This window comes from uncultured Arthrobacter sp. (genome assembly GCF_964021775.1).
In the GTDB taxonomy this organism is placed as follows: domain Bacteria; phylum Actinomycetota; class Actinomycetes; order Actinomycetales; family Micrococcaceae; genus Arthrobacter.
In genome coordinates this window covers 75,115-98,815 of record NZ_CAXHZI010000005.1, presented here as the reverse complement: position 1 = coordinate 98,815, position 23,701 = coordinate 75,115, and the positions used below count along the sequence as shown (strand labels likewise).

Genomic DNA, 23,701 nt, shown 5'->3' with positions numbered 1-23,701 from the left:
CCTGTAAGCCATGAACGGACGCACCGACCCGAGAGCCGGCCTGGACCGCCGCCTGACGTGGCGGCCCGCCGGCGCCGCCGAGCTTGACGACTGGGCCGCCCTGATTGCCCGGACGGCCGCCGTCGAGCGGCCGGTCTGGTTCGAGCGGCGCGCGGACCTGGCCCAGATCCTGGACTCCCGGACGAACCCGGCGACCACGCACAGCATCCTCGGCTTCGACGGCCAGGGTGTCGCACGGGCCTACGCCAGGCTCACGAAAAACGCGGACGGGGACAAGGCCGTCGGCTACGGCTGCGTGGACCCCGGGTGGCAGGGCAGCGGCGTCGGAACCGGGCTGCTGGCCTGGCTGGAAGCGCGAACCCGGCAGCGGTTCGCCGAAGACTCGAAAGGGGCTGCGGACTCCGGGGACCCGGCGGCCCGGGCGGCCGTGCCAAAACTGCGCCTCTACATGGAAGAGAAGCATGCCCATCAGGCGGCGCTCTTAGGCGGCTGCGGCTACCGGGTTGTCCGCTACTACAACGAAATGCACCGGCCGCTGGACCAGGCCATTCCCGAGGCTGTCCTGGACGGCGGCCTGGAACTGGTGGGTTTTGGGCCGGGGCTGCACGAGGCCGTGCGTCAGGCCCACAATGACGCCTTCCGGGACCACTGGGGCAGCGAACCCCGCGACGAAGAGGCTTGGGGTTTTGTGGTGAACGATCCGCAGGCGCGGCCTGACCTCAGCGCCGTCGTCGTGGAGAAGGCCAGCGGCCGGGTGGCCGGCTACCAGCTCGCCAGCCACGATGCCGAGGGCGCGGCGGACCGCGGCTTCAAGGAGGGCTACACCGACCTGCTCGGAGTGCGCCGCGAGTTCCGCGGACGGGGCGTCGCCCAGGCGCTGCTGGCCGACGCGATGCGCCGCTTTGCCGCGGGGGGAATGGACAAGGCCTCGCTCGATGTCGACTCGGAGAACCCCACGGGAGCCCTGGCGCTCTACACCAAGATGGGATACCGCACGGTCAACCGCAGCATGGCCTGGGACAAGGAACTCTAGACAGTCCCCGGCACGTCAGCCATCCACACGCTATCCATCCACATCGTGGAGGTGGTGAACGACGTCGTGCAGGAAATACTGCGCGAAGCTCAGCACCGTGAATTCCGAGCCGTTGCTGCGGGTGCCCTTGCGGCCCCAGTCCTGCTCCGGGACGCGGCCGAAGGACGCGGCGATTTGCTCGCCTTCGGCCGTCAGCTCGGCGCTCACCTCGGCGGGGTCGGCTCCCGCGTAGTCCTGCTCCACCGCGGTCCGGTCCTGGTCCCAGTCCTCGAAGCGGGCGTCGTCCTGGGTCAGCATCAGGTTGAGGCGGTGGTCGAAAAGGGTAAAGACGTCCCGGACGTGGCAGGCGTACTCCAGCGCCGACCAGGTGTTCCCGTCCGGGCGGACGGCGGCATCCGGGCGCCGCAGCACGGCGCGCCAGCGCGGCAGCATACTGGCCACCCGTCCCGGCGCCGTGGCGGGGGTGCAGGCAGAGATGTCGAAACCGCAGTCGGGGCACGGCCGTGACAGCACCCAGGTCCAGTCCTTTTGATCGGGAACGATAGGCATGGGAGCAGTCTAGGCGAAGGAGTAAAATCCGTTCCGGGGGAAGGGCCTGGAAAGGGACATTGCCATGCTCAAGGACCAGCTGGTCGGCGCCGTCTTGCCGGCCGCCGACATCGCCCGCGCGCGCGATTTCTACCGCGACAAACTCGGACTCGAACCGGATAACCCGGGTGCCGAGGACAACCTGCAATACACCTGCGGCTCCGGCAGCAGATTTCTCGTGTACCTGACGCCCAACGCCGGATCGGCCAAAAACACCCAGATGGGCTGGATGGTTCCGGACGTTCCGGCCGCCGTCGCCGAGCTCCGCGCGGCGGGGGTCGTCTTCGAGGACTACGATTTCCCGGGCCTGAAGACCGAGGACGGCGTTGCGACCCTCCCGGACGGAAGCACCGCGGCGTGGTTCCTGGACAGCGAGGGCAACATCCTGAACCTGAACTCGGGGATGTAAGCCCGACGGTTGACCCCGGGCGGCCGCACCAGGCGGCGGCCCTGGGTCAGCCGCGGGCCGCTAGCCCTCCGCGGCGTCCTCCGCGGCCCACGCCATGCTCGGGCCGATCGCGTCGACGGCCTGGGAGAGCGGGATACCGGAGCCGTCGCGGCGGCCGTGCTCGCCCGGCAGTGACCGCGCCACCCCGGCCAGCGAGGACGCCTTCGCCGGGCCGTGGCCGGCCCAGGCGAGCAGCAGGGTGTCCTCGCCCTTGAGGAAACGGTGCGCGCGGACGCCGGCCGTGCCGCGGCCCTTGGCCGGGTATTCAGCCAGCGCCGTGACCTTGGCCGCGCCCGGGGCTGTGCCGGGCAACGCCCCCTCGGTGCCGGCGATGGTGACCACCACGGCGGCGTCGTCCGTGGCGAGGGCAGTGCCGAAGTGCAGCACCCGGTCACCGGCGGCCAGTTTGATCCCGGCCATGCCGCCCGCGGTGCGGCCCTGCGGCCGGACCGCCGAGGCGCTGAAGTGCAGCAGTTGGGCCTGGCGCGTGACGAAGACCAGCTCGACGTCGTCCGCGGCGGCGGGCTCAACGCCCACCACGGTGTCCTTGTCCTTGAGCGCGATCACTTCCCAGTCCTCGCGGTTCAACGGGTAGTCCGGCTGGACGCGTTTAACCACGCCCTGCGCGGTCCCGATCGCGAGGACCTGGTCCAGCGGTGCGAACGCCACGAGGGACTCGCCCTTGAGCAGCGTAATGAAGTCCTTGGCCGGCACGCCGCCGGCCATGTTGGGCGTCCCGGACGTGGGCGGTAGCACTGGCATGTCCATCACCTGGAGCCGCAGCATCCGGCCCTGGGATGTGACCGCGGCAATCTCGCCGCGCGCCGAGGTCTTCACCTCTGAGCGGAAGACGTCGTGCTTGGTCCGCGGGCCCGATTCGGCGAGGCTGTCCTGGTTGGCCGTGCGCGCGATCTGCCCAGACGCCGTCAGGATCGCCCAGCAGGGGTCGTCCGCTATCTCCAGGGCCAGCGGCGCCGTCTTGCCCTTGGCGCCGGGCGCGGCGGTGAGGGCCGCGGCAACCGTGGGGGAGACGGCCTCGGATTCGAGCAGCACGGTCCGGCGCGGGGTGCCGTATTTGTCCGCGAGCTCGCCAAGCTCGTCGGAGACCAGCCCGCGCAGCAGCTCGGGGGAGTCCAGGATGGCCTGGAGTTCGGCGATCTCGCGCCGCAGCTCATCCTGTTCCTTCTCCAGCTCGATCCGGGAGTACTTGGTCAGCTGCCGCAGCCGGAGTTCCAGGATGTAGTTGGCCTGGACCTCGGACAGGTCGTAGATGGACATCAGCCGGGTGCGGGCCGCGGCGGCCTCGTCCGAGGACCGGATGATCTGGATCACCTCGTCGATGTCCACGATCGCGATGAGCATGCCCTCCACCAGGTGCAGGCGGTCCTTCTTCTTGCCCAGGCGGAACGAGGTGCGGCGGCGCACCACGTTGATGCGGTGGTTGACGTAGACGGAGAGCAGTTCCAGCAGGCCCAGGGTCTGCGGCTGCCCGTCGACGAGCGTGACGTTGTTGATGCCGAAGGAGTCCTCCATCGGCGTGAAGCGGTAGAGCTGCTGGAGCACGGCGTTCGGGTTGAAGCCGTTCTTCAGCTCAATCACCAGCCGCAGTCCGTGCTTGCGGTCGGTGAGGTCCACGATGTCGCTGATGCCGGTCAGCTTCTTGCCGTTGACCGCATCCTTGATCTTCTCGATCACCTTCTCCGGGCCCACCATGTACGGCAGTTCCGTGACCACCAGGCCGGTGCGGCGCGCCGAAAGCTGTTCGACTTCCACCTTGGCCCGCGTCTTGAAGGAGCCGCGGCCGGTGGCGTACGCGTCGCGGATGCCGTCCAGGCCCACGATCCGGCCGCCGGTGGGCAGGTCCGGGCCGGGGACGAACTTCATGATGTCCTCGAGGGAGGCGTCCGGGTGCGCGATCAGGTGCCGCGCCGCCGCCACCACCTCGCCGAGGTTGTGCGGGGCCATGTTGGTGGCCATGCCGACGGCGATGCCGGTGGCGCCGTTGACCAACAGGTTCGGGAACGCAGCCGGGAGCACATCCGGCTGGGTGAGCTGGTTGTCGTAATTCGGGACGAAGTCCACCACGTCTTCGTCGAGGTGGTCCGTCAGGGTCAGCGCCGCCGCCGCCAGCCGGGCCTCGGTGTACCGCGGGGCGGCCGGACCGTCGTCGAGCGAGCCGAAGTTACCGTGGCCGTCGATCAGCGGCAGCCGCAGCGAGAAGTCCTGTGCCATCCGGACCATCGCGTCGTAGATCGCCGTGTCGCCGTGCGGGTGCAGCTTGCCCATCACTTCGCCCACCACACGCGCGCTCTTGACGTGGCCGCGGTCCGGGCGCAGGCCCATCTCGCTCATCATGTACAGGATGCGCCGCTGCACGGGCTTGAGGCCGTCGCGGGCATCGGGCAGGGCACGGGAGTAGATCACCGAGTAGGCGTACTCCAGGAACGAGCCTTCCATTTCGGAAGTGACGTCAATGTCGACGATGTTCTCGGTGAAATCCGGGCTGGCTTCCCCTGCCGGGGGCGTGGTTTGGCGGCGTGCCATGGGGCTGGTGGGTCCTTCTACGGGTTACTCAGTTGATGGTGCGTGGCTGTTGAGGCGCGATGACGGCGGGCAGCTCAAGTTTATGGCTAGGCTAAGCCTATGGTGGATCAGCCCGCGGACGGCGTATATCCGGAACATTGGGAAGCCGATGTCGTGCTGCGCGACGGCGGGACAGCGCACCTGCGCCCCATCCACCCCGCCGACTCCGACGCGGTACAGGCCTTCCACGTGGGCCAGTCGCAGAAGTCCATCTACATGCGCTTCTTCGCGTTCAAGTCCAAGCTCTCCGCCAAGGAACTCAAGCGCTTCACCGAGGTCGACTACAAGGACCGGGTGGCCCTGGTGATCACCATCGGCGGCGAAATCATGGGCATAGGCCGGTATGACCGGCTCGATGACCCGGAAGAGGCGGAGGTCGCCTTCAACATTGCCGACGCGCACCAGGGGCGCGGCATCGGCTCGATCCTGCTCGAACACCTCGCCGCGGCGGCCCGCGAAAACGGCATCCGCAAGTTCAGCGCCGAAGTGCTGCCGGAGAACCGCAAGATGCTGATGGTCTTCTCCGATGCCGGCTACGACGTCAAGCGGCACTTTGACGACGGCGTCGTCAGCCTTGAGTTCAACATCGACCCCACGGACAAGTCCCGTGCCGTGATGGAGTCCCGCGAACACCGCGCCGAGGCCCGCAGCATCCAGGAACTGCTCGCCCCGTCCTCCGTGGCGGTGATCGGCGCCAGCCGCAAATGGGGCACCGTCGGGTACCAGCTGCTGGAACACATCATCGAGGGCGGCTTCACCGGCCCGGTCTACGCCATCAACCCGGAGGCCCTGGAGCTCGCCGGCATGCTGTCCTTCGCCAAGCTCTCCGAGGTCTCCGGCCCGGTCAAGCTCGCCATTATCGCGGTCCCGTACGACGAGGTGCCCAAGGTGGTGCAGGAGTGCGGGGACGCCGGGGTCAAGGGAATTGTGGTGGCCACTGCCGGCTTCGCGGACGACGGCGAACGCGGGCTCGCCCGGCAGCGTGACCTGGTCCGCCAGGCCCGCGCCAACGGCATGCGCGTGATCGGCCCGGCCTCGCTGGGCATCGTCAACACCAACCCCGCCGTGTCCCTCAACGCCTCGATGGCGCCGTCGCTGGCGCGCCGCGGCGGCCTCGGCCTGTTCAGCCAGTCCGCGGCGATCGGCGTCTCGCTCTACGCCGCCTCCAGCCGCCGCCGGGTGGGCCTCTCCACCTTCCTCTCCGCCGGCAACCGCGCCGACGTGTCCGGCAACGACATGATGCAGTTCTGGGAGGACGACGCCGACACCACCGCCGTCGGGCTCTACCTCGAATCCATCGGCAACCCGCGCAAATTCTCCCGGCTGGCGCGGCGGCTGGCGCGGACCAAACCGGTAATCGTGGCCAAGTCGGACGCCATGGGCCTGAACCTGCCGCCCGGCCACGCCGTGCGCACCACACAGGCGCCCCCCGAAGCCTTGGACGCCATGATGCGCCAGGCCGGGGTGATCCGGGTGGAAACGATCGAACAGCTCATGGACGTGGCACAGATCGTCTCCAGCCAGCCGCTGCCCCAGGGCCCCGGTGTGGCCGTTTTCAGCAACTCCCGTGCGCTCGGCAAGGTGGTGGCGGACAGCGCGGCCGCGGCCGGCCTCGGCGTGGAACGCATCGTCGCCGACGTCGACCTGGACACCGGCATGTCCCGGGCGCTGCCAGCCCTGCGGCGCAGCCTGCAGGAAACTCTGACCCTCGACTCGGTGCACGCCGTGGTGGTGGCCCTGCTGCCGGCCCGCGGACTCACGGTCGAGAAGATCGGCGCGGTGCTGGCCGAGTGTTCGGCGGCGGCCGGGAAACCGGTGGTCGCGGCGTTCACCGGCCTCCTTGACCCGTCAATCTACGTGGAGGGCATGGTCGGGGCAGCCGCCGACGACGCTGCGCCTGAGGCCGCTCCCGGCGTGCCCTGCTACTCCAACCCGGGCGCCGCCGTGGCCGCCCTCGCGGCCGTAGTCCGCTACGCCCAGTGGGTGGTCCGCGACCAGGGGCTCTTTGTGGAGCCCGAGGGCTGCGACCCGGAGGCCGCCCACGAAGACCTCGAAGAGCTGCTCCGGCCCGTGGGCGGCGAACAGCTGGTCCGGCTGGACCCCGACTCCGCCGCGAAGCTGCTGGGCCGCTACGGCATCCGCGTGCTGCCCTCCGAAGGCTTCGAGGGCGAGGACGACGCCGTCGCGGCAGCGGACCGGCTCGGCTGGCCGGTGGCGCTCAAGACCACGGACCCGGCGCTGCGGCACCGGCTGGACCTCGGCGGGGTGCGCCTGGACATCCAGGACGCCGACTCGCTGCGCCGCAACATCGCCCAGATGCGCAAGTCGCTGCAGCGCTACGGCTCGCCGTCGCTGGAGGTCCAGTCCATGGCCCCGGTGGGTCAGGCCTGCACCTTCCGCGCCATCGAGGACCCGCTGCTGGGCCCGGTGGTGTCGTTCGGGCTGGCCGGCGACGCCGTCAACCTGCTGGACGACTGGGCGCACCGGGTCCCGCCGCTCTCCGGCTCCGACGTCCACGACTTCATCCGCGCGCCCCGTGCCTCCCGCAAACTCTTCGGCTACCAGGGCCTGCCCGCCGTCGATGCCGCCGCACTCGAGGACCTCGCGGCCCGGCTGACCCGGCTCAAGGACAACCACCCGGAGATCGTGCTGGTCGAGTTCAACCCGGTCCTGGCCGGTCCCGACGGCGCGGTCATCCTGGCCGCCGACGTCCGGATTGCCAACGCCGCCCAGCGCACCGACACGGCCCGCCGCGCGATGCGCAGCTAGCGCCGCAGTTAGCATGTCCCCAGCCGATCTGTGAAAATGGAAGCCATGAGTTCCCAGCCTCCAGCATCCAAGCCCCAGGTGTCCGTCCCCGGCCGCCACGGCTCGCCGCACCACGGCCTGCACGACCACAGCGCGCAGGGCCAGAGCCTGGAAGGCGCCCTCCAGCAGGCAGGCTTCTACCCCCGTCTGGTGGCCGACGTCGTCGCCGACGCGTTGGACGGCCGCGACTGCGTGGCCCATCTGGTCCACCTGGAGACCCACTTCGACCGGGCCGAGGTGCGCCGGCACATCACCGTGCTGGTGCTGACCGAGGACATGCTGGTCATCACCCACGTCGACGACCAGCAGCTCGACGAAGCCGGCGAGCAGATCGTCGCCCAGGTCTCCACCGAATCCGTCCCCGTGACACAGATCCGCTCCGTGGTGCTCAGCTACGTCTACGCCCAGCCGCAGGACTACAAGCCCTCGGACCCGGTGCGTGAGCTGACCCTCTCGATTGCCTGGTCCGGCGGGCAGCGCCTCGACATGGGCCCCGCCAGCTGCGGCGACCCGCAGTGCGAGGCGGACCACGGCTACAGCGGCACGATCGCGCAGGAGGACATCGTTCTGCGGATCAGTGCCGAAGCGGACGGCCTGCAGGCCGTCCAGGACGCCAAGCTCTTCGCCCGGGCGCTCCGGGCCGTGAACACCGGGTCGACCGCGGCCGCCCCGCACGGGGTTTCCGCCCTTCCGCAGCGCTCCCGCAGCGGCGTCTTCGGCAACCGCCTCAGCCGCGGCCACCAGCGCTGAGATGGGGCCGGACCGAGCCGCCGAGACCCCGGTAGCCTCCGCGCAGCCAGCCGCCCCGGCGTCAGCGCCGGCCGGCGCAGCAGCCGGGCTGCCCTCGCCCCCGGCCTACGGGGAACGTTCCATTGCCGAGGTGCTCAGCAGTGCCGCGGCCAGCCTCGGTGTCCCCGGATTCGGCAACCGGTTGAACCTTCCCGCCGCGAAGCACCTCTGCGTGGTGCTGGCTGACGGCCTGGGCCGCCAGCTGCTCAAGCAGAAGTCCGCGCACACGCCGTTCCTGCGCTCGGTGCTGCAGGCCGGCCAGGGCGCCGTGCCGGTGTGGCTCGATGCGGCCTTCCCCTCCACCACCGCCGCGTCGCTGGCCAGCTTCGGGACCGGGCAGCCCGCCGGGCAGCACGGGATGGTCGGCTACGACGTCCTGGACCCGGACCAGGACCGGGTGGTCAACATGCTGGGGAACTGGGACGACGGCGTGGACCCGCTGAAATGGCAGCCCCTGCCCACCGTCTTCGAGCGGGCCGCCGGGCACGTGGACGTGACTACGGTCGCGCTGCCGCGGTTCAGTGATTCGGCCATGACCCGGGCCGCGCTGCGGGGCGGCCGGTTCCTGGCCGGGACCACCTCGCACGCCCGGACGGCGGCGGCCGCGGAGGCCATGGCCGGCGCGGACAGTTCGCTGATGTACTTCTACGTCCACGAACTGGACAAGGCCGGGCACCGGTACGGTTGCCAGTCACCGCAATGGGAGCACCAGCTCGAAGAGCTCGACGCCACCGTGCGCCGGCTCAATGCCACCCTTCCGGCCGGCACCACCGTGCTGGTCACCGGAGACCACGGCATGCTGGACGTGCCGGCATCGCAGCGGATTGACTACTCCGCCGAGGCGGAGCTGATCGCCGGAGTCCGGCACACGGCGGGGGAGCCCCGCATGGTGCACCTCTACCTCGACGACGAAGCGGACGACGCCGGCCGGCGGCGGCTGCTGGACGCATGGCGGTCGCGGTTCGGTGACCGGATCTGGGCCTTCACCCGGGAAGAGGCCGTGGCTGCCGGGCTGTTCGGCGAGGTCCGGGCCGGGGTCGGACCGCGGATCGGCGACGTGATGATCGCCGCGCGCGACGCGCTGGCCTTCTACGACACCCGCCGCGTCCAGGCCCGGGCGCTCGAGGTGGTGGGGCAGCACGGCTCGCTGACCAAGGCGGAGCGTGAGGTGCCGCTGTTGTGCTTCGCGGCCGAAGGAAAAGCAGGCGCCAGGACCGCAGGCGCAAAAGCCGCAGGGCAGGCTTCGCGCCGCTAAGCCGGAACGTTCCGGCTGGCCGCGGCCCTAGTCGCTGCGGGTCCCGAAGACGATTTCATCCCAGCTGGGCACACTGGAGCGCTTGGGCTTGGAAGGCTGGCGTTCCGGGGTCTCGGGCTCCCGCTCGGCGCGTGGTGTGTCGGTGCGGGATGCATCCGGGCGGGGAGCAGTCGGGGAGTCGTGCTGCGCGCGCCGCGACGGCCCGCCGCCTACGAGCTCATCCAGTCCCGGGCTCGACGAGGGTCCGGACCGCACCGGCCGCAATTGTGAGGCGGCAATGGTGATTTCCCGGGTTTCGGTGCTGACCCCCTCGTGGAGCTTCAGCGCGTCGTCGTCGGTGCTGTCCTGGTGCCGCGGCGCCAGGCTCAGGCGGGACAGCATGGACGGCCGTGCATCCCTGCGGCGGGAGAGGACGTCGGGGTTGGGAATCGAATGCGGTTCGGCTGGCGCCGCGGGCGGGGTCTCTTCCACGGCCTCGGCGTCCTCCGCGGGCGCCTCAACTTCCGCCGCGTCGTCTTCTGCGTCGTCAAGCGACGGGACTTCGGAAGGGCGCGGGTGGGCTGCGGGCACTCCGTTGGTCAGCAGCAGCGCCAGGGCGTCGTCGGCGTCCTCATCCAGGCCGAGGCGCTGGCCGCGGCGGGTGCGGAGCATGTCCAGCAGTCCGTCGGCGTCCTTTTCCTGCTGGGTGCTGTTTTGCTGGACGACGCTGAGTTGCGCGGTCGCGCCGCGCGCGGCTGCTTCCGCGTCGGTTTCAAAATCAAAGGGCCGGTCCGAAACGGCGGAGAGGCGGCGGGCCGGGACCGGGCCGTCCATCGGCTCCAGTTCGCTGAGCTGTTGCGCCCAGCGGTTGGCGTTCTGCAGCGACTTGCGCGCCGGGCTGAACGTCCACATGGCCGGCGGCTCTTCACCGATGGCTGCATGGGCGCCGGGCTGCGTTTCGAACCGCGCCACCACATTCCAGCTTCCATCCGGCCGGCGCCAGGAGTCCCATTCCACGGAGGAAGGCTCGATCCCGTGCGCCCGAAGCCGGTGCATGACCATGTCATCCAGGTTTGCAGGCTGGTCGCCGAAGAAGGAGCGGTAGCTGTCATGTCCCGCGGACGGGGTAGCCACCTCGACCTTGCGGGCCTGCTGGGCCACGTACTCGCGCTCGGCCAGCACTGGGCCCTCGTAGCGCTGCACCTTGGCCAGCGGAATGCCGGAGAGCTCCGCCACCTCCGCCGCGGTGGCACCGCTGCGGATCCTGGCCTGGATATCGCGGGGGGACATGGCAATGGGCTCGGCGCCCACGCCGGAAGCGGCCCTCGCGGGCGTCCGGCTGGCTGCCGCCCGAAGTGCCTCATCGATCGGCAGCTGGAACATCTCGCCGCCGGTGCCACTCAACAGGAGATGCTCCCCGTCGTCGTGGACGCCTACAAGCCGTAGATCCTGCATACAAATCCTCCACCCTGGCATTACTAACATTCGAAACTCTGCCACCGTTGGGCCGCAATTCGGGGTAGGAGGGAGGGCGCGCCGTGATTTTCCGCGACTTTCCGGCCCATTTGGCCCGTCCAGGTCCGGCGGAGATGCGGCCGGACCACTGGCCTCTGGTGTTTGGCAGGGGATGTGCGCAAAAATGACCCGACATCGGGCAGAAAAAGCGTTTGTCCGGCGTTGACATCGGTGAACCAAACCCGGGCCGTACCGGGGCTACCAGCCCCGCCGGTGCGGACGCGGCGATCCAACCAAACGACTGCGGAGTGTGAGCAACTACTAATGGCGACAGACTACGATGCGCCGCGCAAGACCGAGGAAGACCTCAACGAGGATTCCATCGAGGAGCTGAAGTCGCGGCGTACGGACAAGCCCTCCGCGGTGGTTGATGAAGACGAGACCGACCTTGCTGAAGGCTACGAACTCCCGGGCGCCGACCTGTCCGGCGAGGAGCTGCTGGTCCGGGTGCTGCCAGCCCAGGCAGACGAATTCACCTGTGCCTCCTGCTTCCTGGTCCGCCACCGTTCGCAGATCGCCCGCGAAAAGGACGGCCTGAAGTACTGCAAGGACTGCGAGGGCTAAAGGACTGCGGGGGCAAAGAGCACCGCGGAGGCTCCGGGCCCGGCAGGGACTGGCGGCACGCGGCGGCTCAGCACTCAGCGGGACAGGGCGGCGACGAGCTCATCCGGGTGCCGTGTGGACGCCAGCCAGTATGGCGTGCGGTCCGAGGGGTCGGTGATCTCTATCCGGACCACCGGGTCGATCCAGCCGCGGATGCACATAAAGGCGAGCCCGTTGAGCCGGGTGCCGCGCTCCGCCGTCGCCTCGGCGCCGCGGAAAGCCTGGACGGTGCCGACGAAGCGGCGCTCAATCGTCGCCCGCCCTACGCGCAAGGTGGCGGCCGTGACCGAGATGGACGGCGTGGACAGCACCAGCAACACCGCCAGAATCGCGAAGAGCACCACGGCCGCGGTGATCCCCGCGGCGATGCTGATCGGTGCGAACACCAGGATCCCGGCCCCGGCCAGCCCGGCAGCCACCAGCCAGATCCAGAAATTCGGCCACAGTTTTTCGCTGAACAGGACGGTGGCGTCGTCGGGGGTGCTGTTGGAGGCAGGCACGGCTGCACTGGATTCGGGCATGAGCCCAGCTTTCCACTTTTCCCGGGCCATTTCACCTTGGCCGTCCCGCGTAGCCGGGCCCGCCGTCGCCCGGCCCGCCGGGGAGCCCCGGAGGAGCAGCCCACGGTAGGCCTATCCTCCCCGCGGGCGTTACAGTGGGGAACTGTGACTGAAGAAACCACTGCCGTGAACACCCCGCCGGCAGAGCCCGCAGCCGGCGGCCCTACCGCGTACGGAGCCCCCACCCTGACCGTGCAGCTGAAAATGCTCGACGACGGTCTGCAACCGCCGTCGTATGCCCACCCGGGCGACGCGGGCGCGGACCTGCGCGCCCGCGAAGACGTGGTGCTCGGGCCGGGGGAGCGGCGGCTGGTGCCGACCGGTGTGTCAATCGCCCTGCCCGACGGCTTTGTCGCCCTCATCCACCCGCGCTCCGGCCTCGCCACCAAGCACGGACTAACCGTGGTCAACGCGCCCGGTACGGTGGACGCGGGGTACCGCGGGGAGATTGCCGTGACCCTGCTCAATACCGACCGCGACGAGGCGATTGAATTGCGCCGCGGCGATAGAATTGCACAAATGGTCATCCAGCGGGTGGAGTACGCGGAGTTCGTGCCCGTCCAGGAGCTCAGCGATTCAGTCCGCGGCGCCGGCGGTTTCGGCTCCACCGGCGGCTTTGGCGCCCCAGAGGCCTAAACCGGCCCGATAGACGCAGCTCTTCCCTGTGCGGCCGTCGGGCCCTTCGCGCAGGATCACAACTAAGGAGACAAACCCCATGGTTTTTGGGCGTGGCAGAAAAGCCAAGCAGGAGCAGACGACGGACGCCGGTGAGACCCCGGAGGACGCAGCTGTGGGAACCGACGCGCCGGCCGAGGCCAGCGACGGCGCGCGCAGCGCCGGTCCCTACGACGTCTCGGAAATTGAAAACCAGGACGGCTACGTGGACCTTGGCGCCCTGCTGATTGCCCCGCGCGAAGGGCTGCAGCTCCGGCTGGAGGTCGAGGAAGCCACCCAGCGCGTGGTGGCGGTCACCATGGACCTGGACAGCTCAAGCCTTCAGCTGCAGGCCTTCGCCGCGCCCCGCTCCGAGGGCCTCTGGGACGAAATCCGCGAGCAGATCGGCCAGTCCGTCGGCAGCCAGGGCGGCCAGGTCGAAGAGATCGAGGGCCACTTCGGCATCGAGCTCGTCGCCAAGCTCCCCGCCGGTGACGGCAGTGACGGCTACCGGGTGGCCCGCTTCATCGGCGTCGACGGTCCCCGCTGGTTCCTCCGCGGTGTGCTCGGCGGCGAAGCGGCACTTGACCGCGCCGCCGCCGCCGGACTCGAAGAGCTGTTCCGCCAGATCGTTGTGGTGCGGGGCGAGAACCCCATGCCGCCGCGCGACCTGCTCCAGCTCCGCCTTCCCCGTGACTCCGGCGTTTCGGCGCCGCAGGGCGCCCCGGAGTTTGAACAGCCCGAGCGCGGACCGGAGATTACCCAGATTGGTTGATGCCCCCGGCAGGAAACCCGCCGACGCCGTCCCCGTGCGGGGGCTGCCTGAGCGCGGACGGGTGCTGTGCCGCGGCTTCATTGAATCCGTGACGTACGCACCGGCCAGCGAGGTGGCCGCCTTCACCGCGATCGTCACCGACCACGACGCCCCGGCGGCCAAGGCGCGGCCGGCGGCGTCGTCCGTCCAGGCCGCCCAGCAGGGCGCCGGCCGCAAGCGGCCCGCCGTGGCCGCTGACCGGCTCCGGGTGGTCTGGCTGGGACGGCGCCGCATCCCCGGCGTCCAGGCCGGCCTGGAGCTCCGGCTCGAGGGCATGGTCACGGTCCGGGACGGGCTGCCCACCATGTTCAATCCGCGCTACGAAATACTCTCCCGCAAGGAGGAGCAATGAGCACGCCCGAAGACCCGCAGCCCACCGTGGCCCAGCTCGCCGAAGGCTACGCGGCCAAAGCGGGCCTGCACCGCTCCAGCAACGGCAATATCGACGTGCTCAAGAGCGCCGGCGGTGTCCAGGGCATCGCCGAAAGTATCCTGCCCGGCCTGGTCTTCCTGATCGCGTACACGGTGACCCGGGAACTCCCGCTGGCCCTGATCGGCGCGCTGGCCGTGGCCGCGGTGTTCACCGTCGCGCGGCTGGTCCAGCGCAAGCCGCTGACGCAGGCGCTGGCCGGTATAGTCGGCGTCGGGCTGTCAGCCTGGCTGGCGAACTCCACCGGCAAGGCCGAGGACTTCTACGTCCTGGGATTCTTCACCAACCTCGGCTACATCCTCGCGATGTCCCTTTCGATCGCCGTGCGCTGGCCTTTCGCCGGGCTGTTGTTCGGTTTTATCCGGAACGAAGGCCTGGACTGGCGCAAGCACCCGGCCCGGGTAAAGGCGTACCGGATCGGCACCTGGGTGATCATCGCGGTCCTCGCCCTGCGCCTGCTCGTCCAGGTCCCGCTGTACCTGATGGGGGAGCAGGGCCTCGCGGGCCTCGCGACCACCCGGCTCATCATGGGCGCGCCGCTGTACATCCTGGGCATGTGGGTGGCGTGGCTGCTCACCCGCCCGGCCCCGGCCCCCGTTGACGGGTCGGCCGGCCCCAACTAACTCGCAGTTGTTGACGCTTCTATGTTTGTCAAGCAGGTGGAGCCACTGTTCGAGGAGCTCCATTTTCGATGGAGTCAGAGTAGCTCTATGAACAATAGCCATGAGCCCAGCCTAGGGGCGGGCGAAATCAGAGGAATAATACTCCGCAGACACCCGGCCAAGAGGTTCCCGTTAGCCGATCGGTCAACGGGCAATCGCCGTTGTGTTGGATGTGCCACTGCTTGAATAGGACTTACCGACTGAACTATCGACTTAGGGGATCTGACGTGACACAAGTGAGAAAGGAAGCACACGATTCCTGGGACCGGGGAAGGTGGCGCAACCCGCCCGTGCGTGTCGTCGCGGATGGTCGGACTCTGCGGGTAACCGCAGCCGAGAACAGTGACGCCTGGAGGCACACCTCGTACGGCTTCGTCCATGACAGCGCGCATGCCCTGTTGGCACCGCTGCCCGCTGAGGGGGCGGTGGAGGTTTCATTCCTTCTGAATTACACCGAGCAGTTCGACCAGGCGGGGATCTATCTTCACGTTTCGGAACTTTCTTGGATCAAGGCCGGTGTGGAGGTGTCCGACGGAGTCCCACAGGTTGGGGCCGTCGTAACACATGGGGTCTCCGACTGGTCGGTGGCACCTGTCCCTGAGTGGATCAATCGGGAAATCACAGTGCGGCTGAGCAGGGCCGGTAACGCCGTCACCATCAGGGCCCGCGCCGGGGATGAGCCTTTCCGGCTCGTCCGCGTTGCTCCTCTGGATGAAACAGTAAGTGCCGAGGTCGGCCCATTTTGTGCCTCGCCCACTCGGGCTAACCTCACGACCACCTTCACCCGATGGGTTGAGACCGATGCAGATGCAACCCTGCACCCTGAACACGACTAAAGCCGCAGCACTCATCCGTGAGTCGTACTGGGAGCGGTGAAGGATCCGAGCCTGCGCCCGCACCCGGGACAAGGAACGTAAATCAGCCCATTGACTCGTCGCGTTGCCAGGCTGCTTCCTTCCGGAACGTGTCGCGTGTCGTTTTGAGCGCCCGGGTCAGCCGTCGAAACCGTCGTCGCCGGCGGGCTGGGTCTCGCGGCCGTGCTGGTCCGTGCCGGCCCGCTGGCCGCTCCCGGAAGCCTGGCCGGCTGCGTCGTCGGCGGACTCCGGCGCCGACAGCAGTGCCCGCAGCCCGTCCTCCGCCGCGATCGTGGTGACGAAGAACAGCTCGTCGCCACCGTCGATCACGTCGTCCCGGCTGGGCGTGATGGGCGCCTGGTCCCGCAGGATCGCCACCAGCGTCGCGTCCTCCGGCCACTCGATATCACCCACCGTCAGGCCGATCACGTGCGAATCATGCGGCACGGTGAACTCCACCAGCGAGGACACCCCGGTCTGCAAGGTCAGCAACCGGACCAGGTCGCCGATCTCCACGGCTTCCTCCACCAGGGCGGTCATCAGCTGCGGGGTGTTCACCGCGACGTCGACGCCCCAGGAATCGTCGAACATCCAGTCGTTCTTCGGGTTGTTGACCCGGCCCACGGTCCGTCCGACGCCGAACTCGGTCTTGGCCAGCAGCGAGACCACCAGGTTCACCTTGTCGTCGCCCGTGGCGGACACCACGACGTCGGCGTCCTCCAGCCGGGCGTCCTTGAGCGTGCTGAGTTCGCAGGCGTCGCCGACCAGCCAGTGCGCGCCGCGCAGCCCGCTGCGGCCGATCACCTCGGGCTTGAGGTCGATCAGCAGGATTTCGTGTTTGTGGGCCAGCAGTTCACGGGCAATCGAGGAACCGACGCTGCCCGCCCCGACGATAACGACTTTCACTTAGGACTCCTTGGCGGGGGACTTGGCGAGAATGTGGGCGACCTCGGTGGTGCGGTCCACGCTGAGCATGGCGTGGACGGTATCGCCGTCCTGGTAAAGGGTTCCGGGCCCGGGGAGGATGCCCTCGCCGAAACGGGTGAGGTAGGCGACGCGGATGTCGGCGGCCTTCTCGAGCGCGGTGACCGGGTGCCCGATCCAGCCGGATTCCACGTCCACCTCGGCCAGCACCAGCCGGCCGGAAGGATCGCGGAAGTCGCCGGCGAGGTGCTGCTCGGGAAGGATCCTGCGCAGCACCTGGTCCGCGCTCCAGCGCACCGCCGCGACCGTGGGGATGCCCAGGCGCTGGTAGATCTCGGCGCGGCCCGGATCGTAGATCCGCGCCACGACATGCGGCACGTGGAAGGTCTCACGGGCCACCCGGGTGGCCAGGATGTTGGAGTTGTCGCCGCTGGACACTGCCGCGAAGGCGTAGGCCTCCTCGACTCCGGCCTGCTTGAGCGTCTCCCGGTCGAAGCCGACGCCGGTGACCTTGCGGCCGGTGAAACCGGTCCGGAGCCGCCGGAAAGCACGGTCGTCCTGGTCGATGATCGCGACCGAGTGGCCGGCGTCCTCCAGTGTGTGCGCCAGGGTTGCCCCAACACGGCCACAACCCATGATCACGAAGTGCGCCACCCGTGCCTCCTCAAGCTTTCTGTGTCTGATGCTGCGTAAAACTCTACCGGCCACCCGGGCCCCGGAGCCGGTCCGGCGGCGGTGCGGCAAGCCGGCGGCCGTCAGGCGGGTTCCGCCGTCATGACATCGCGTCCGAATCAGACTAGCTTTGTCTGGTGCTGACAATTTTCAACGCCGTGAAGCGGGTGCTGGTAGGCAGGCCCTTCCGGAACGACCGTCTGGCCCACACCCTGCTGCCCAAGCGGATTGCGCTGCCCATTTTCGCCTCCGATGCGCTCTCCTCGGTGGCGTACGCACCCGATGAAATCCTGCTGACCCTGGCGCTGGCCGGCGTCAGCGCTGTGGCCTTCTCGCCCTGGGTGGGGCTCGCCGTGATGGTGGTGCTGCTTACCGTGGTGGCGTCCTACCGCCAGAACGTCCACGCCTACCCCTCCGGCGGCGGCGACTACGAGATCGCCAACGTCAACCTGGGCAAGTACGCCGGCCTCACGGTCGCCTCGGCCCTGTTGGTGGACTATGTGCTCACCGTCGCGGTGTCGATGTCCTCGGCCGCCGCGTACCTCACCACCGCCGTCCCGTCCCTGCACGGCCAGCAGGCCGCGATCGCCACGATCGGCGTCGTCATCCTGGCCCTCGTGAACCTGCGCGGCATCCGCGAAGCCGGCAGCGTCTTCGCGGTCCCCACCTATATCTTTATGTTCTCGATCCTCGGCATGACCGCCGTAGGCATCTTCCAGGCCGCCACCGGCCAGCTCGGCCAGGCGCCCTCGGCGGCGTTCGAGATCGTCCCGGCTGCCGGTTTCGACGAGGGGCTGGTGGGGCTGGCGGGCGCATTCCTGCTGCTGCGCGCATTCTCCTCCGGTGCCGCCGCCCTGACCGGCGTCGAAGCTATCAGCAACGGCGTGCCGAACTTCCAGAAGCCCAAGAGCAAGAACGCCGCTACCACGCTGCTGCTGCTCGGCGCGATCGCCGCCGCCATGCTCGCCGGGATCATCTACCTCGCCAATGCCACCAAAGTGCACATTGTGCTGGACCCGGCGACGGAGTTCCTGCTCAACGGCAAGCCGCTGGACGAGGGCTACATCCAGAACCCGGCCATCAGCCAGATCGCGCAGACGGTCTTCGGCGCCGGTTCCATCCCGTTCTATATCGTGGTCGCCGCTACCGGCGTGATCCTGGTGTTCGCCTCCAACACCGCCTTCAACGGCTTCCCGGTCCTCGGCTCGATCCTCGCCCAGGACGGTTACCTGCCGCGCCAGCTCCGCACCCGCGGCGACCGGCTCGCCTTCAGCAACGGCGTGCTGGCGCTGGCCGCCGGCGCACTGGTCCTGATCATCGCGTTCGACGCCGACGTCACCAAGCTCATCCAGCTCTACATCGTGGGTGTCTTCATCTCCTTCACCCTCAGCCAGCTCGGCATGATCCGGCACTGGGGCCGCGAACTGAAGCTCGCCAAGGACCCGGCCGCGAAACTGCGGATGATCAAGTCGCGCACCATCAACACGATCGGCTTCGGCATGACGGCCCTGGTCCTGGTGATCGTGCTGATCACCAAGTTCGAGCAGGGCGCCTGGATCGCGCTGCTGGCCATGTTCATCCTCTTCCTGATCATGTGGAGCATCCGCGCGCACTACGACAACGTGGCCAAGGAACTCGCCGTCGACGAGGACTCTTCGCCCCGCGCGCTGCCCACCCGGGTCCACGCCGTGCTGCTCGTCTCGCACGTGCGCAAACCGGTGCTCCGGGCACTGGCCTACGCCCGCGCCTCCCGGCCTTCGCGGCTGGACGCCATCACCGTGGACATCAGCCCGGAAGAGACCGAGCAGACGCTGGCGGACTGGGAAAAACTGGAGATCCCGGTGCCGCTGACGGTGCTGGCCAGTCCGTTCCGTGAGACGGTCACGCCGATCATGGAGTACATCAAGAACATGCGGCGCGACTCACCGCGGGACCTGATCGTGGTGTACATCCCCGAATACGTCGTCGGCAAATGGTGGGAGCAGCTGGTCCACAACCAGACGGCGCTGCGGATCAAGACAAGGCTGCACTTTGAGCCCGGCGTGATGGTCGCCAGCGTGCCGTGGCAGCTGAAATCGTCTGAAGAAGCCAAGAAACTGCAGGATATCCAATGAGCACCGACACCCGGACCCCCGCCCGAACCGAGCTCGTCGTCGACGTCGGCCCCGTCGCGCACGGCGGCCACTGCGTGGCCCGGCACGAGGGCAGGGTGATCTTTGTCCGGCACGGAATCCCCGGCGAAAAGGTCCGGATCCGGCTCACCGACGACGGCGACTCCGCCAAGTTCTGGCGCGCCGACGTCGTCGAGGTGCTGGAACCCTCCCCGGACCGGGTGGACCACTTCTGGCATGCGGCCGACGCGCAGCGGTCCTGGTCGCACGGCCATCCGCCCGTGGGCGGCGCCGAACTGGGCCACATTACGCTGGAGCGCCAGCGCGGACTCAAAGCCGACGTCCTGGCCGAACAGCTGCACCGGTTGGCCGGCGTCGACGTGCCTGTCACGGTCGAAGCTGTGGGGGAGGCCGCAGGTGGCACCCCCACGGGCCTTGCCTGGCGGACCCGCGCGGGCTTCGCCGTGACGCCCGGCGGCAAGCTGGGCATGCACGCGCACCGCTCCGACGCCGTCTTCCCGGTCCGCGAGATGCCGCTGGCCGTCGAGGGCATCAACGCTCTCAGGCTCTGGGACATCGACCTGCAGGGGATCGAACGGGTTGAGGTGGCAGCTCCCGCCAACGGTTCGCGGCCGCTGGTGCTCCTGGTCCCGGCCGCCGGCACCCGCGCCAAGCGGCTCAGCTCCATCGTCGCCCAACTGCCCGCCGACGTCTCCGTGGCGCAGGTGGACCCCGGCACCGGCGCCGTGACCCAGCTGCGCGGCCGCACCTGGGTGCAGGAAACCGCGGCCGGCCACGACTACCGCGTCACCGGCGACGGTTTCTGGCAGATCCACCGCGACGCCCCGGACACCCTGGTGGGGGCCGTGACCGGCTTCCTGCACGACGGCGGCTACCTTGGCGCCGGCTCCGTGGTGGCGGACCTCTACGCCGGCGCCGGACTCTTCACCGCGCCGCTCGCCGACGCCGTCGGCGTCACCGGGTCGGTGCTGTCCCTAGAAGGGGCGCACGGCACCAGCCGGGATGCGCGCAAGAACCTGCACGGCGCCGCCCAGGTCGAAATCATCCAGGGGAAAGTGGAGCGGGTGCTGCGGCAGCAGCCGCGCAATTTCGACGCCCTGATCCTTGATCCGCCCCGGGCCGGCGCCGGCAAGGCGGTCGTGAACCAGCTGGTCGCGGCCGGGCCCCGGGCGGTGGCCTACGTTTCCTGCGATCCGGCGTCCTTCGCCCGCGACGTGGGCTACTTCCAGCAGGCCGGCTGGGGGCTTCAGGAACTGCGTGCCTTCGACCTGTACCCGCACACCCACCACATGGAGACTGTGGCGTTACTGACTCCCAGAGGCTGAGGCCACTAGGATGGGCGGAGTAGTCCGACGTCGCGCTCCGTAATCACGGCTGACCTCCTGCACCCAAGCGCCGATCCTTGTGCAAACAAGGAAAAGCTCTAGTTAGGATGACCTAACTAGCAAGGGGTCTGCGGCGCGACAAAGATGAAACTGTTGCGAGAGGAGTCCTGCGATGAGCATTGTGGACAGCTTCGGTTCAAAAGGCAAACTTAATGTAGCCGGTACCGAATACGAAATTTTCCGGTTGAACTCCGTTGAAGGTGCAGAAAACCTTCCGTTCAGCCTCAAGGTATTGCTTGAAAACTTGTTGAGGACCGAGGACGGCGCCAACATCACGGCCGATCACGTCCGCGCACTGGCCGGTTGGGATCCCAACGCCGAGCCCGACACTGAAATCCAGTTCACGCCGGCGCGCGTGATCATGCAGGACTTCACTGGCGTGCCCTGCGTTGTCGACCTCGCCACCATGCGTGAGGCCGTCAAGGAACTCGGCGGCGACCCCAAGCGGGTCAACCCGCTGGCGCCGGCGGAAATGGTCATTGACCACTCCGTCCAGATCGACGCTTTCGGTAACTCCGGCGCGCTGGAGCGCAACATGGAGATCGAGTACCAGCGCAACGGCGAGCGGTACCAGTTCCTGCGTTGGGGCCAGACCGCGTTCGACGACTTCAAGGTCGTCCCGCCGGGCACCGGCATTGTGCACCAGGTCAACATCGAATACCTGGCCCGCACTGTCATGACCCGCGAAGTTGACGGCGCGCTCCGCGCCTACCCGGACACCTGCGTCGGGACCGACTCGCACACCACCATGGTCAACGGCCTGGGCGTGCTCGGCTGGGGCGTCGGCGGCATCGAAGCCGAGGCGGCCATGCTCGGCCAGCCCGTCTCCATGCTGATCCCGCGCGTCGTCGGCTTCAAGCTGACCGGGTCCATCCCGGCCGGCGCCACCGCCACCGACGTCGTGCTCACCATCACCGAGCAGCTGCGCCAGCACGGCGTGGTCGGTAAGTTCGTGGAATTCTACGGCGAAGGCGTCGCGGCCGTGCCGCTGGCGAACCGCGCCACGATCGGCAACATGAGCCCCGAGTTCGGGTCCACCGCCGCGATGTTCCCGATCGACGACGTCACCCTCGACTACCTGCGCCTCACCGGCCGCTCCGACGAGAACGTGGCCCTCGTGGAGGCCTACGCGAAGGAACAGGGCCTCTGGCACGATCCCTCCCGCGAGATCAAGTTCTCCGAGTACCTCGAGCTGGATCTGTCGACGGTTGTCCCGTCGATCTCCGGCCCGAAGCGCCCGCAGGACCGTATCATCCTCACCGAGTCCAAGGCCCAGTTCCGCGAGGACCTGCGCAACTACGTGAAGGAAGAACTCCCGGACGGCAGCCTGGACGAAGCGATCGACGAGAGCTTCCCGGCGTCCGACTCGCCGTCGTTCACCGCCTCGGCGACGCACCTCACGGAGCAGGCGCCGCACGGGCACGGTCCGAAGTCCAACGGACGTCCGACCAAGACGGTGGCCGTCAAGACCGCCGACGGCCGCGAGTTCGAGCTGGACCACGGCGCGGTGTCGATCGCCTCGATCACTTCCTGCACCAACACGTCCAACCCGTCCGTGATGCTGGCCGCCGCGCTGCTGGCCCGCAACGCCGTGGACAAGGGCCTCACCTCGAAGCCGTGGGTCAAGACCTCCGTGGCTCCGGGCTCCAAGGTCGTCACCGACTACTACAACAAGTCGGGCCTGACCCCGTACCTGGAGAAGCTCGGCTTCTACATCGTCGGCTACGGCTGCGCCACCTGCATCGGCAACTCCGGTCCGCTCGACGCCGAAATCTCGGAGGCCATCCAGGCCAACGACCTTTCCGTCACCGCCGTGCTTTCCGGCAACCGCAACTTCGAAGGCCGGATCAACCCGGACGTCAAGATGAACTACCTGGCTTCCCCGCCGCTGGTCATCGCGTACGCCCTGGCCGGCACCATGGACTTCGACTTCGAGAACGACGCCCTGGGCCAGGACGAAGCCGGCAACGACGTCTTCCTGAAGGACATCTGGCCGAACCCGGTCGAGGTCCAGCAGGTCATCGACTCCTCGATTGACAAGGGCATGTTCGCCCGCGGCTACGAGGGTGTCTTCGAGGGCGACGACCGCTGGAAGGCGCTCGACACCCCGGCCGGTGACACCTTCGCCTGGGACGAGAAGTCCACCTACGTCCGGAAGCCCCCGTACTTCGAGGGCATGAAGGCCCAGCCGGAGCCCGTCCAGGACATCACCGGGGCGCGCGTACTGCTCAAGCTCGGTGATTCGGTCACCACGGACCACATCTCCCCGGCCGGTTCCTTCAAGTCGGACACCCCCGCCGGCCAGTACCTGCTGGCCAACGGTGTGGAGCGCAAGGACTTCAACTCCTACGGCTCGCGCCGTGGCAACCACGAAGTCATGATCCGCGGCACCTTCGCCAACATCCGGATCAAGAACCAGCTTCTCGACGGCGTCGAGGGCGGTTTCACCCGCGACTTCACCCAGGCCGACGGCCCGCAGGCCTACGTCTACGACGCCGCGCAGAACTACCAGGCCGCCGGCACCCCCCTGGTGGTCCTGGCCGGCAAGGAGTACGGCTCCGGCTCGTCCCGTGACTGGGCCGCCAAGGGCACCGCACTGCTGGGTGTCAAGGCTGTCATCGCGGAGAGCTACGAGCGCATCCACCGCTCCAACCTGATCGGCATGGGCGTCCTGCCGCTGCAGTACCCGGCCGGCCAGAACGCCGCCAGCCTGGGCCTGACCGGCACGGAAACCTTCGCGGTTGAGGGTGTCACCGCCCTCAACGAAGGCACCACGCCGAAGACCCTCAAGGTCACCGCCACGGCCGAAGACGGCACCGTCACGTCCTTCGATGCGGTCCTGCGCATCGATACACCGGGCGAAGCCGACTACTACCGCAACGGCGGCATCCTGCAGTACGTGCTACGCCAGATCTCCGCTAACTAGCGCGGTCTAAGCAGCCAAACGGGAAAGCCCCGGTCCGTCCCTGACGGACCGGGGCTTTCCCGTTCCGGCACCCGCCGGGCGCCGGGC

20 protein-coding genes are annotated in these 23,701 nt (G+C 68.6%); 14 read left to right on the top strand and 6 right to left on the bottom strand.

Annotation, left to right across the window (positions count from 1 at the left end):
• The first annotated feature begins 10 nt into the window (after nucleotides 1-10).
• Entirely contained in the window at nucleotides 11-1,033 is a 1,023-nt protein-coding gene (locus ABIN76_RS07160) for a GNAT family N-acetyltransferase (protein WP_346959017.1), read from the top strand.
• A gap of 30 nt (nucleotides 1,034-1,063) precedes the next feature.
• Here the strand turns inward: ABIN76_RS07160 and ABIN76_RS07155 are convergent, their stop codons facing one another.
• The gene (locus ABIN76_RS07155) at nucleotides 1,064-1,582 is read right to left on the bottom strand and encodes a DinB family protein (RefSeq protein WP_346959016.1); all 519 of its coding nucleotides are present in this window, start codon (nucleotides 1,580-1,582) and stop codon (nucleotides 1,064-1,066) included.
• 64 nt (nucleotides 1,583-1,646) lie between these two features.
• On the opposite strand from ABIN76_RS07155, the gene ABIN76_RS07150 reads away from it, so the two are divergent.
• The gene (locus ABIN76_RS07150) at nucleotides 1,647-2,030 is read left to right on the top strand and encodes a VOC family protein (RefSeq protein ID WP_346959015.1); all 384 of its coding nucleotides are present in this window, start codon (nucleotides 1,647-1,649) and stop codon (nucleotides 2,028-2,030) included.
• Between the two features lie 60 nt (nucleotides 2,031-2,090).
• Here the strand turns inward: ABIN76_RS07150 and ABIN76_RS07145 are convergent, their stop codons facing one another.
• On the bottom strand, nucleotides 2,091-4,613 hold the full coding sequence (locus tag ABIN76_RS07145; RefSeq protein WP_346959014.1) for a DNA topoisomerase IV subunit A: 2,523 nt from the start codon (nucleotides 4,611-4,613) through the stop codon (nucleotides 2,091-2,093).
• 99 nt (nucleotides 4,614-4,712) lie between these two features.
• Here ABIN76_RS07145 and ABIN76_RS07140 point away from each other — a divergent pair, with 99 nt between their 5' ends.
• The 3 genes from ABIN76_RS07140 to ABIN76_RS07130 are packed head-to-tail and all read left to right on the top strand — an operon-like array spanning nucleotide 4,713 to nucleotide 9,504.
• Nucleotides 4,713-7,421, top strand: coding sequence for a GNAT family N-acetyltransferase (locus ABIN76_RS07140; RefSeq protein ID WP_346959013.1), 2,709 nt, complete (start codon nucleotides 4,713-4,715; stop codon nucleotides 7,419-7,421).
• A gap of 45 nt (nucleotides 7,422-7,466) precedes the next feature.
• Nucleotides 7,467-8,210, top strand: coding sequence for a DUF5998 family protein (locus ABIN76_RS07135; protein ID WP_346959012.1), 744 nt, complete (start codon nucleotides 7,467-7,469; stop codon nucleotides 8,208-8,210).
• A gap of 1 nt (nucleotide 8,211) precedes the next feature.
• A complete protein-coding gene (locus tag ABIN76_RS07130; RefSeq protein ID WP_346959011.1) occupies nucleotides 8,212-9,504 on the top strand; it encodes a nucleotide pyrophosphatase/phosphodiesterase family protein in 1,293 nt (430 codons plus the stop codon).
• 27 nt (nucleotides 9,505-9,531) lie between these two features.
• Here ABIN76_RS07130 and sepH read toward each other — a convergent pair whose 3' ends face one another.
• Nucleotides 9,532-10,938, bottom strand: coding sequence for a septation protein SepH (sepH, locus tag ABIN76_RS07125; RefSeq protein ID WP_346959010.1), 1,407 nt, complete (start codon nucleotides 10,936-10,938; stop codon nucleotides 9,532-9,534).
• A gap of 324 nt (nucleotides 10,939-11,262) precedes the next feature.
• On the opposite strand from sepH, the gene ABIN76_RS07120 reads away from it, so the two are divergent.
• A complete protein-coding gene (locus ABIN76_RS07120; RefSeq protein ID WP_138769577.1) occupies nucleotides 11,263-11,562 on the top strand; it encodes a DUF4193 domain-containing protein in 300 nt (99 codons plus the stop codon).
• A 74-nt stretch (nucleotides 11,563-11,636) separates the two neighbouring features.
• Here the strand turns inward: ABIN76_RS07120 and ABIN76_RS07115 are convergent, their stop codons facing one another.
• Nucleotides 11,637-12,122 (bottom strand): DUF3093 domain-containing protein, encoded by a 486-nt coding sequence (locus tag ABIN76_RS07115; protein WP_346959009.1) that lies wholly within the window; start codon nucleotides 12,120-12,122, stop codon nucleotides 11,637-11,639.
• Nucleotides 12,123-12,287: 165 nt separating this feature from the next.
• Here ABIN76_RS07115 and dut point away from each other — a divergent pair, with 165 nt between their 5' ends.
• The 5 genes from dut to ABIN76_RS07090 all read left to right on the top strand — a co-directional run bounded on the left by dut (nucleotide 12,288) and on the right by ABIN76_RS07090 (nucleotide 15,557).
• Nucleotides 12,288-12,797 carry a dUTP diphosphatase gene (dut, locus tag ABIN76_RS07110; protein ID WP_346959134.1) on the top strand — a complete coding sequence of 170 codons (510 nt, stop codon included), beginning with the start codon at nucleotides 12,288-12,290 and terminating at the stop codon, nucleotides 12,795-12,797.
• A 79-nt stretch (nucleotides 12,798-12,876) separates the two neighbouring features.
• Nucleotides 12,877-13,590, top strand: coding sequence for a DUF3710 domain-containing protein (locus tag ABIN76_RS07105; protein WP_346959008.1), 714 nt, complete (start codon nucleotides 12,877-12,879; stop codon nucleotides 13,588-13,590).
• Nucleotides 13,583-13,981: a hypothetical protein gene (locus ABIN76_RS07100; protein WP_346959007.1), complete on the top strand. Its 399-nt coding sequence runs from the start codon at nucleotides 13,583-13,585 to the stop codon at nucleotides 13,979-13,981. Before ABIN76_RS07105 ends, ABIN76_RS07100 begins: the two co-directional genes overlap by 8 nt.
• A complete protein-coding gene (locus ABIN76_RS07095) occupies nucleotides 13,978-14,682 on the top strand; it encodes a DUF3159 domain-containing protein (protein ID WP_346959006.1) in 705 nt (234 codons plus the stop codon). Before ABIN76_RS07100 ends, ABIN76_RS07095 begins: the two co-directional genes overlap by 4 nt.
• Nucleotides 14,683-14,891: 209 nt before the next feature.
• Nucleotides 14,892-15,557: a DUF1349 domain-containing protein gene (locus ABIN76_RS07090; protein ID WP_346959005.1), complete on the top strand. Its 666-nt coding sequence runs from the start codon at nucleotides 14,892-14,894 to the stop codon at nucleotides 15,555-15,557.
• Nucleotides 15,558-15,713: 156 nt separating this feature from the next.
• Here the strand turns inward: ABIN76_RS07090 and ABIN76_RS07085 are convergent, their stop codons facing one another.
• Both ABIN76_RS07085 and ABIN76_RS07080 read right to left on the bottom strand, forming a co-directional pair.
• Nucleotides 15,714-16,481 carry a TrkA family potassium uptake protein gene (locus ABIN76_RS07085; protein WP_346959004.1) on the bottom strand — a complete coding sequence of 256 codons (768 nt, stop codon included), beginning with the start codon at nucleotides 16,479-16,481 and terminating at the stop codon, nucleotides 15,714-15,716.
• Nucleotides 16,482-17,153 (bottom strand): TrkA family potassium uptake protein, encoded by a 672-nt coding sequence (locus ABIN76_RS07080; RefSeq protein WP_346959003.1) that lies wholly within the window; start codon nucleotides 17,151-17,153, stop codon nucleotides 16,482-16,484. It abuts the gene before it with no gap.
• 155 nt (nucleotides 17,154-17,308) lie between these two features.
• On the opposite strand from ABIN76_RS07080, the gene ABIN76_RS07075 reads away from it, so the two are divergent.
• From ABIN76_RS07075 to ABIN76_RS07065, 3 genes are all read left to right on the top strand, one after another.
• Nucleotides 17,309-19,285, top strand: a complete 1,977-nt coding sequence (locus ABIN76_RS07075) for an APC family permease (RefSeq protein WP_346959002.1) — start codon at nucleotides 17,309-17,311, stop codon at nucleotides 19,283-19,285.
• The gene (locus ABIN76_RS07070) at nucleotides 19,282-20,628 is read left to right on the top strand and encodes a TRAM domain-containing protein (RefSeq protein ID WP_346959001.1); all 1,347 of its coding nucleotides are present in this window, start codon (nucleotides 19,282-19,284) and stop codon (nucleotides 20,626-20,628) included. The genes ABIN76_RS07075 and ABIN76_RS07070 overlap by 4 nt, the downstream gene beginning before the upstream one ends.
• 172 nt (nucleotides 20,629-20,800) lie before the next feature.
• The gene (locus ABIN76_RS07065; protein WP_346959000.1) at nucleotides 20,801-23,614 is read left to right on the top strand and encodes an aconitate hydratase; all 2,814 of its coding nucleotides are present in this window, start codon (nucleotides 20,801-20,803) and stop codon (nucleotides 23,612-23,614) included.
• Nucleotides 23,615-23,701: the final 87 nt, after the last annotated feature.

What these genes read in the sequence shown, in the direction of transcription:
- ABIN76_RS07070 (WP_346959001.1), top strand. Translation starts at nt 19,282, where the DNA reads ATGAGCACCGACACCCGGACCCCCGCCCGAACCGAGCTCGTCGTCGAC.
- ABIN76_RS07140 (WP_346959013.1), top strand. Translation starts at nt 4,713, where the DNA reads ATGGTGGATCAGCCCGCGGACGGCGTATATCCGGAACATTGGGAAGCC.
- ABIN76_RS07095 (WP_346959006.1), top strand. Translation starts at nt 13,978, where the DNA reads ATGAGCACGCCCGAAGACCCGCAGCCCACCGTGGCCCAGCTCGCCGAA.
- ABIN76_RS07105 (WP_346959008.1), top strand. Translation starts at nt 12,877, where the DNA reads ATGGTTTTTGGGCGTGGCAGAAAAGCCAAGCAGGAGCAGACGACGGAC.
- ABIN76_RS07115 (WP_346959009.1), bottom strand. Translation starts at nt 12,122, where the DNA reads ATGCCCGAATCCAGTGCAGCCGTGCCTGCCTCCAACAGCACCCCCGAC.
- ABIN76_RS07130 (WP_346959011.1), top strand. Translation starts at nt 8,212, where the DNA reads ATGGGGCCGGACCGAGCCGCCGAGACCCCGGTAGCCTCCGCGCAGCCA.
- ABIN76_RS07120 (WP_138769577.1), top strand. Translation starts at nt 11,263, where the DNA reads ATGGCGACAGACTACGATGCGCCGCGCAAGACCGAGGAAGACCTCAAC.
- ABIN76_RS07150 (WP_346959015.1), top strand. Translation starts at nt 1,647, where the DNA reads ATGCTCAAGGACCAGCTGGTCGGCGCCGTCTTGCCGGCCGCCGACATC.
- ABIN76_RS07135 (WP_346959012.1), top strand. Translation starts at nt 7,467, where the DNA reads ATGAGTTCCCAGCCTCCAGCATCCAAGCCCCAGGTGTCCGTCCCCGGC.
- ABIN76_RS07145 (WP_346959014.1), bottom strand. Translation starts at nt 4,613, where the DNA reads ATGGCACGCCGCCAAACCACGCCCCCGGCAGGGGAAGCCAGCCCGGAT.
- ABIN76_RS07065 (WP_346959000.1), top strand. Translation starts at nt 20,801, where the DNA reads ATGAGCATTGTGGACAGCTTCGGTTCAAAAGGCAAACTTAATGTAGCC.
- ABIN76_RS07155 (WP_346959016.1), bottom strand. Translation starts at nt 1,582, where the DNA reads ATGCCTATCGTTCCCGATCAAAAGGACTGGACCTGGGTGCTGTCACGG.
- sepH (WP_346959010.1), bottom strand. Translation starts at nt 10,938, where the DNA reads ATGCAGGATCTACGGCTTGTAGGCGTCCACGACGACGGGGAGCATCTC.
- ABIN76_RS07160 (WP_346959017.1), top strand. Translation starts at nt 11, where the DNA reads ATGAACGGACGCACCGACCCGAGAGCCGGCCTGGACCGCCGCCTGACG.
- ABIN76_RS07090 (WP_346959005.1), top strand. Translation starts at nt 14,892, where the DNA reads ATGTGCCACTGCTTGAATAGGACTTACCGACTGAACTATCGACTTAGG.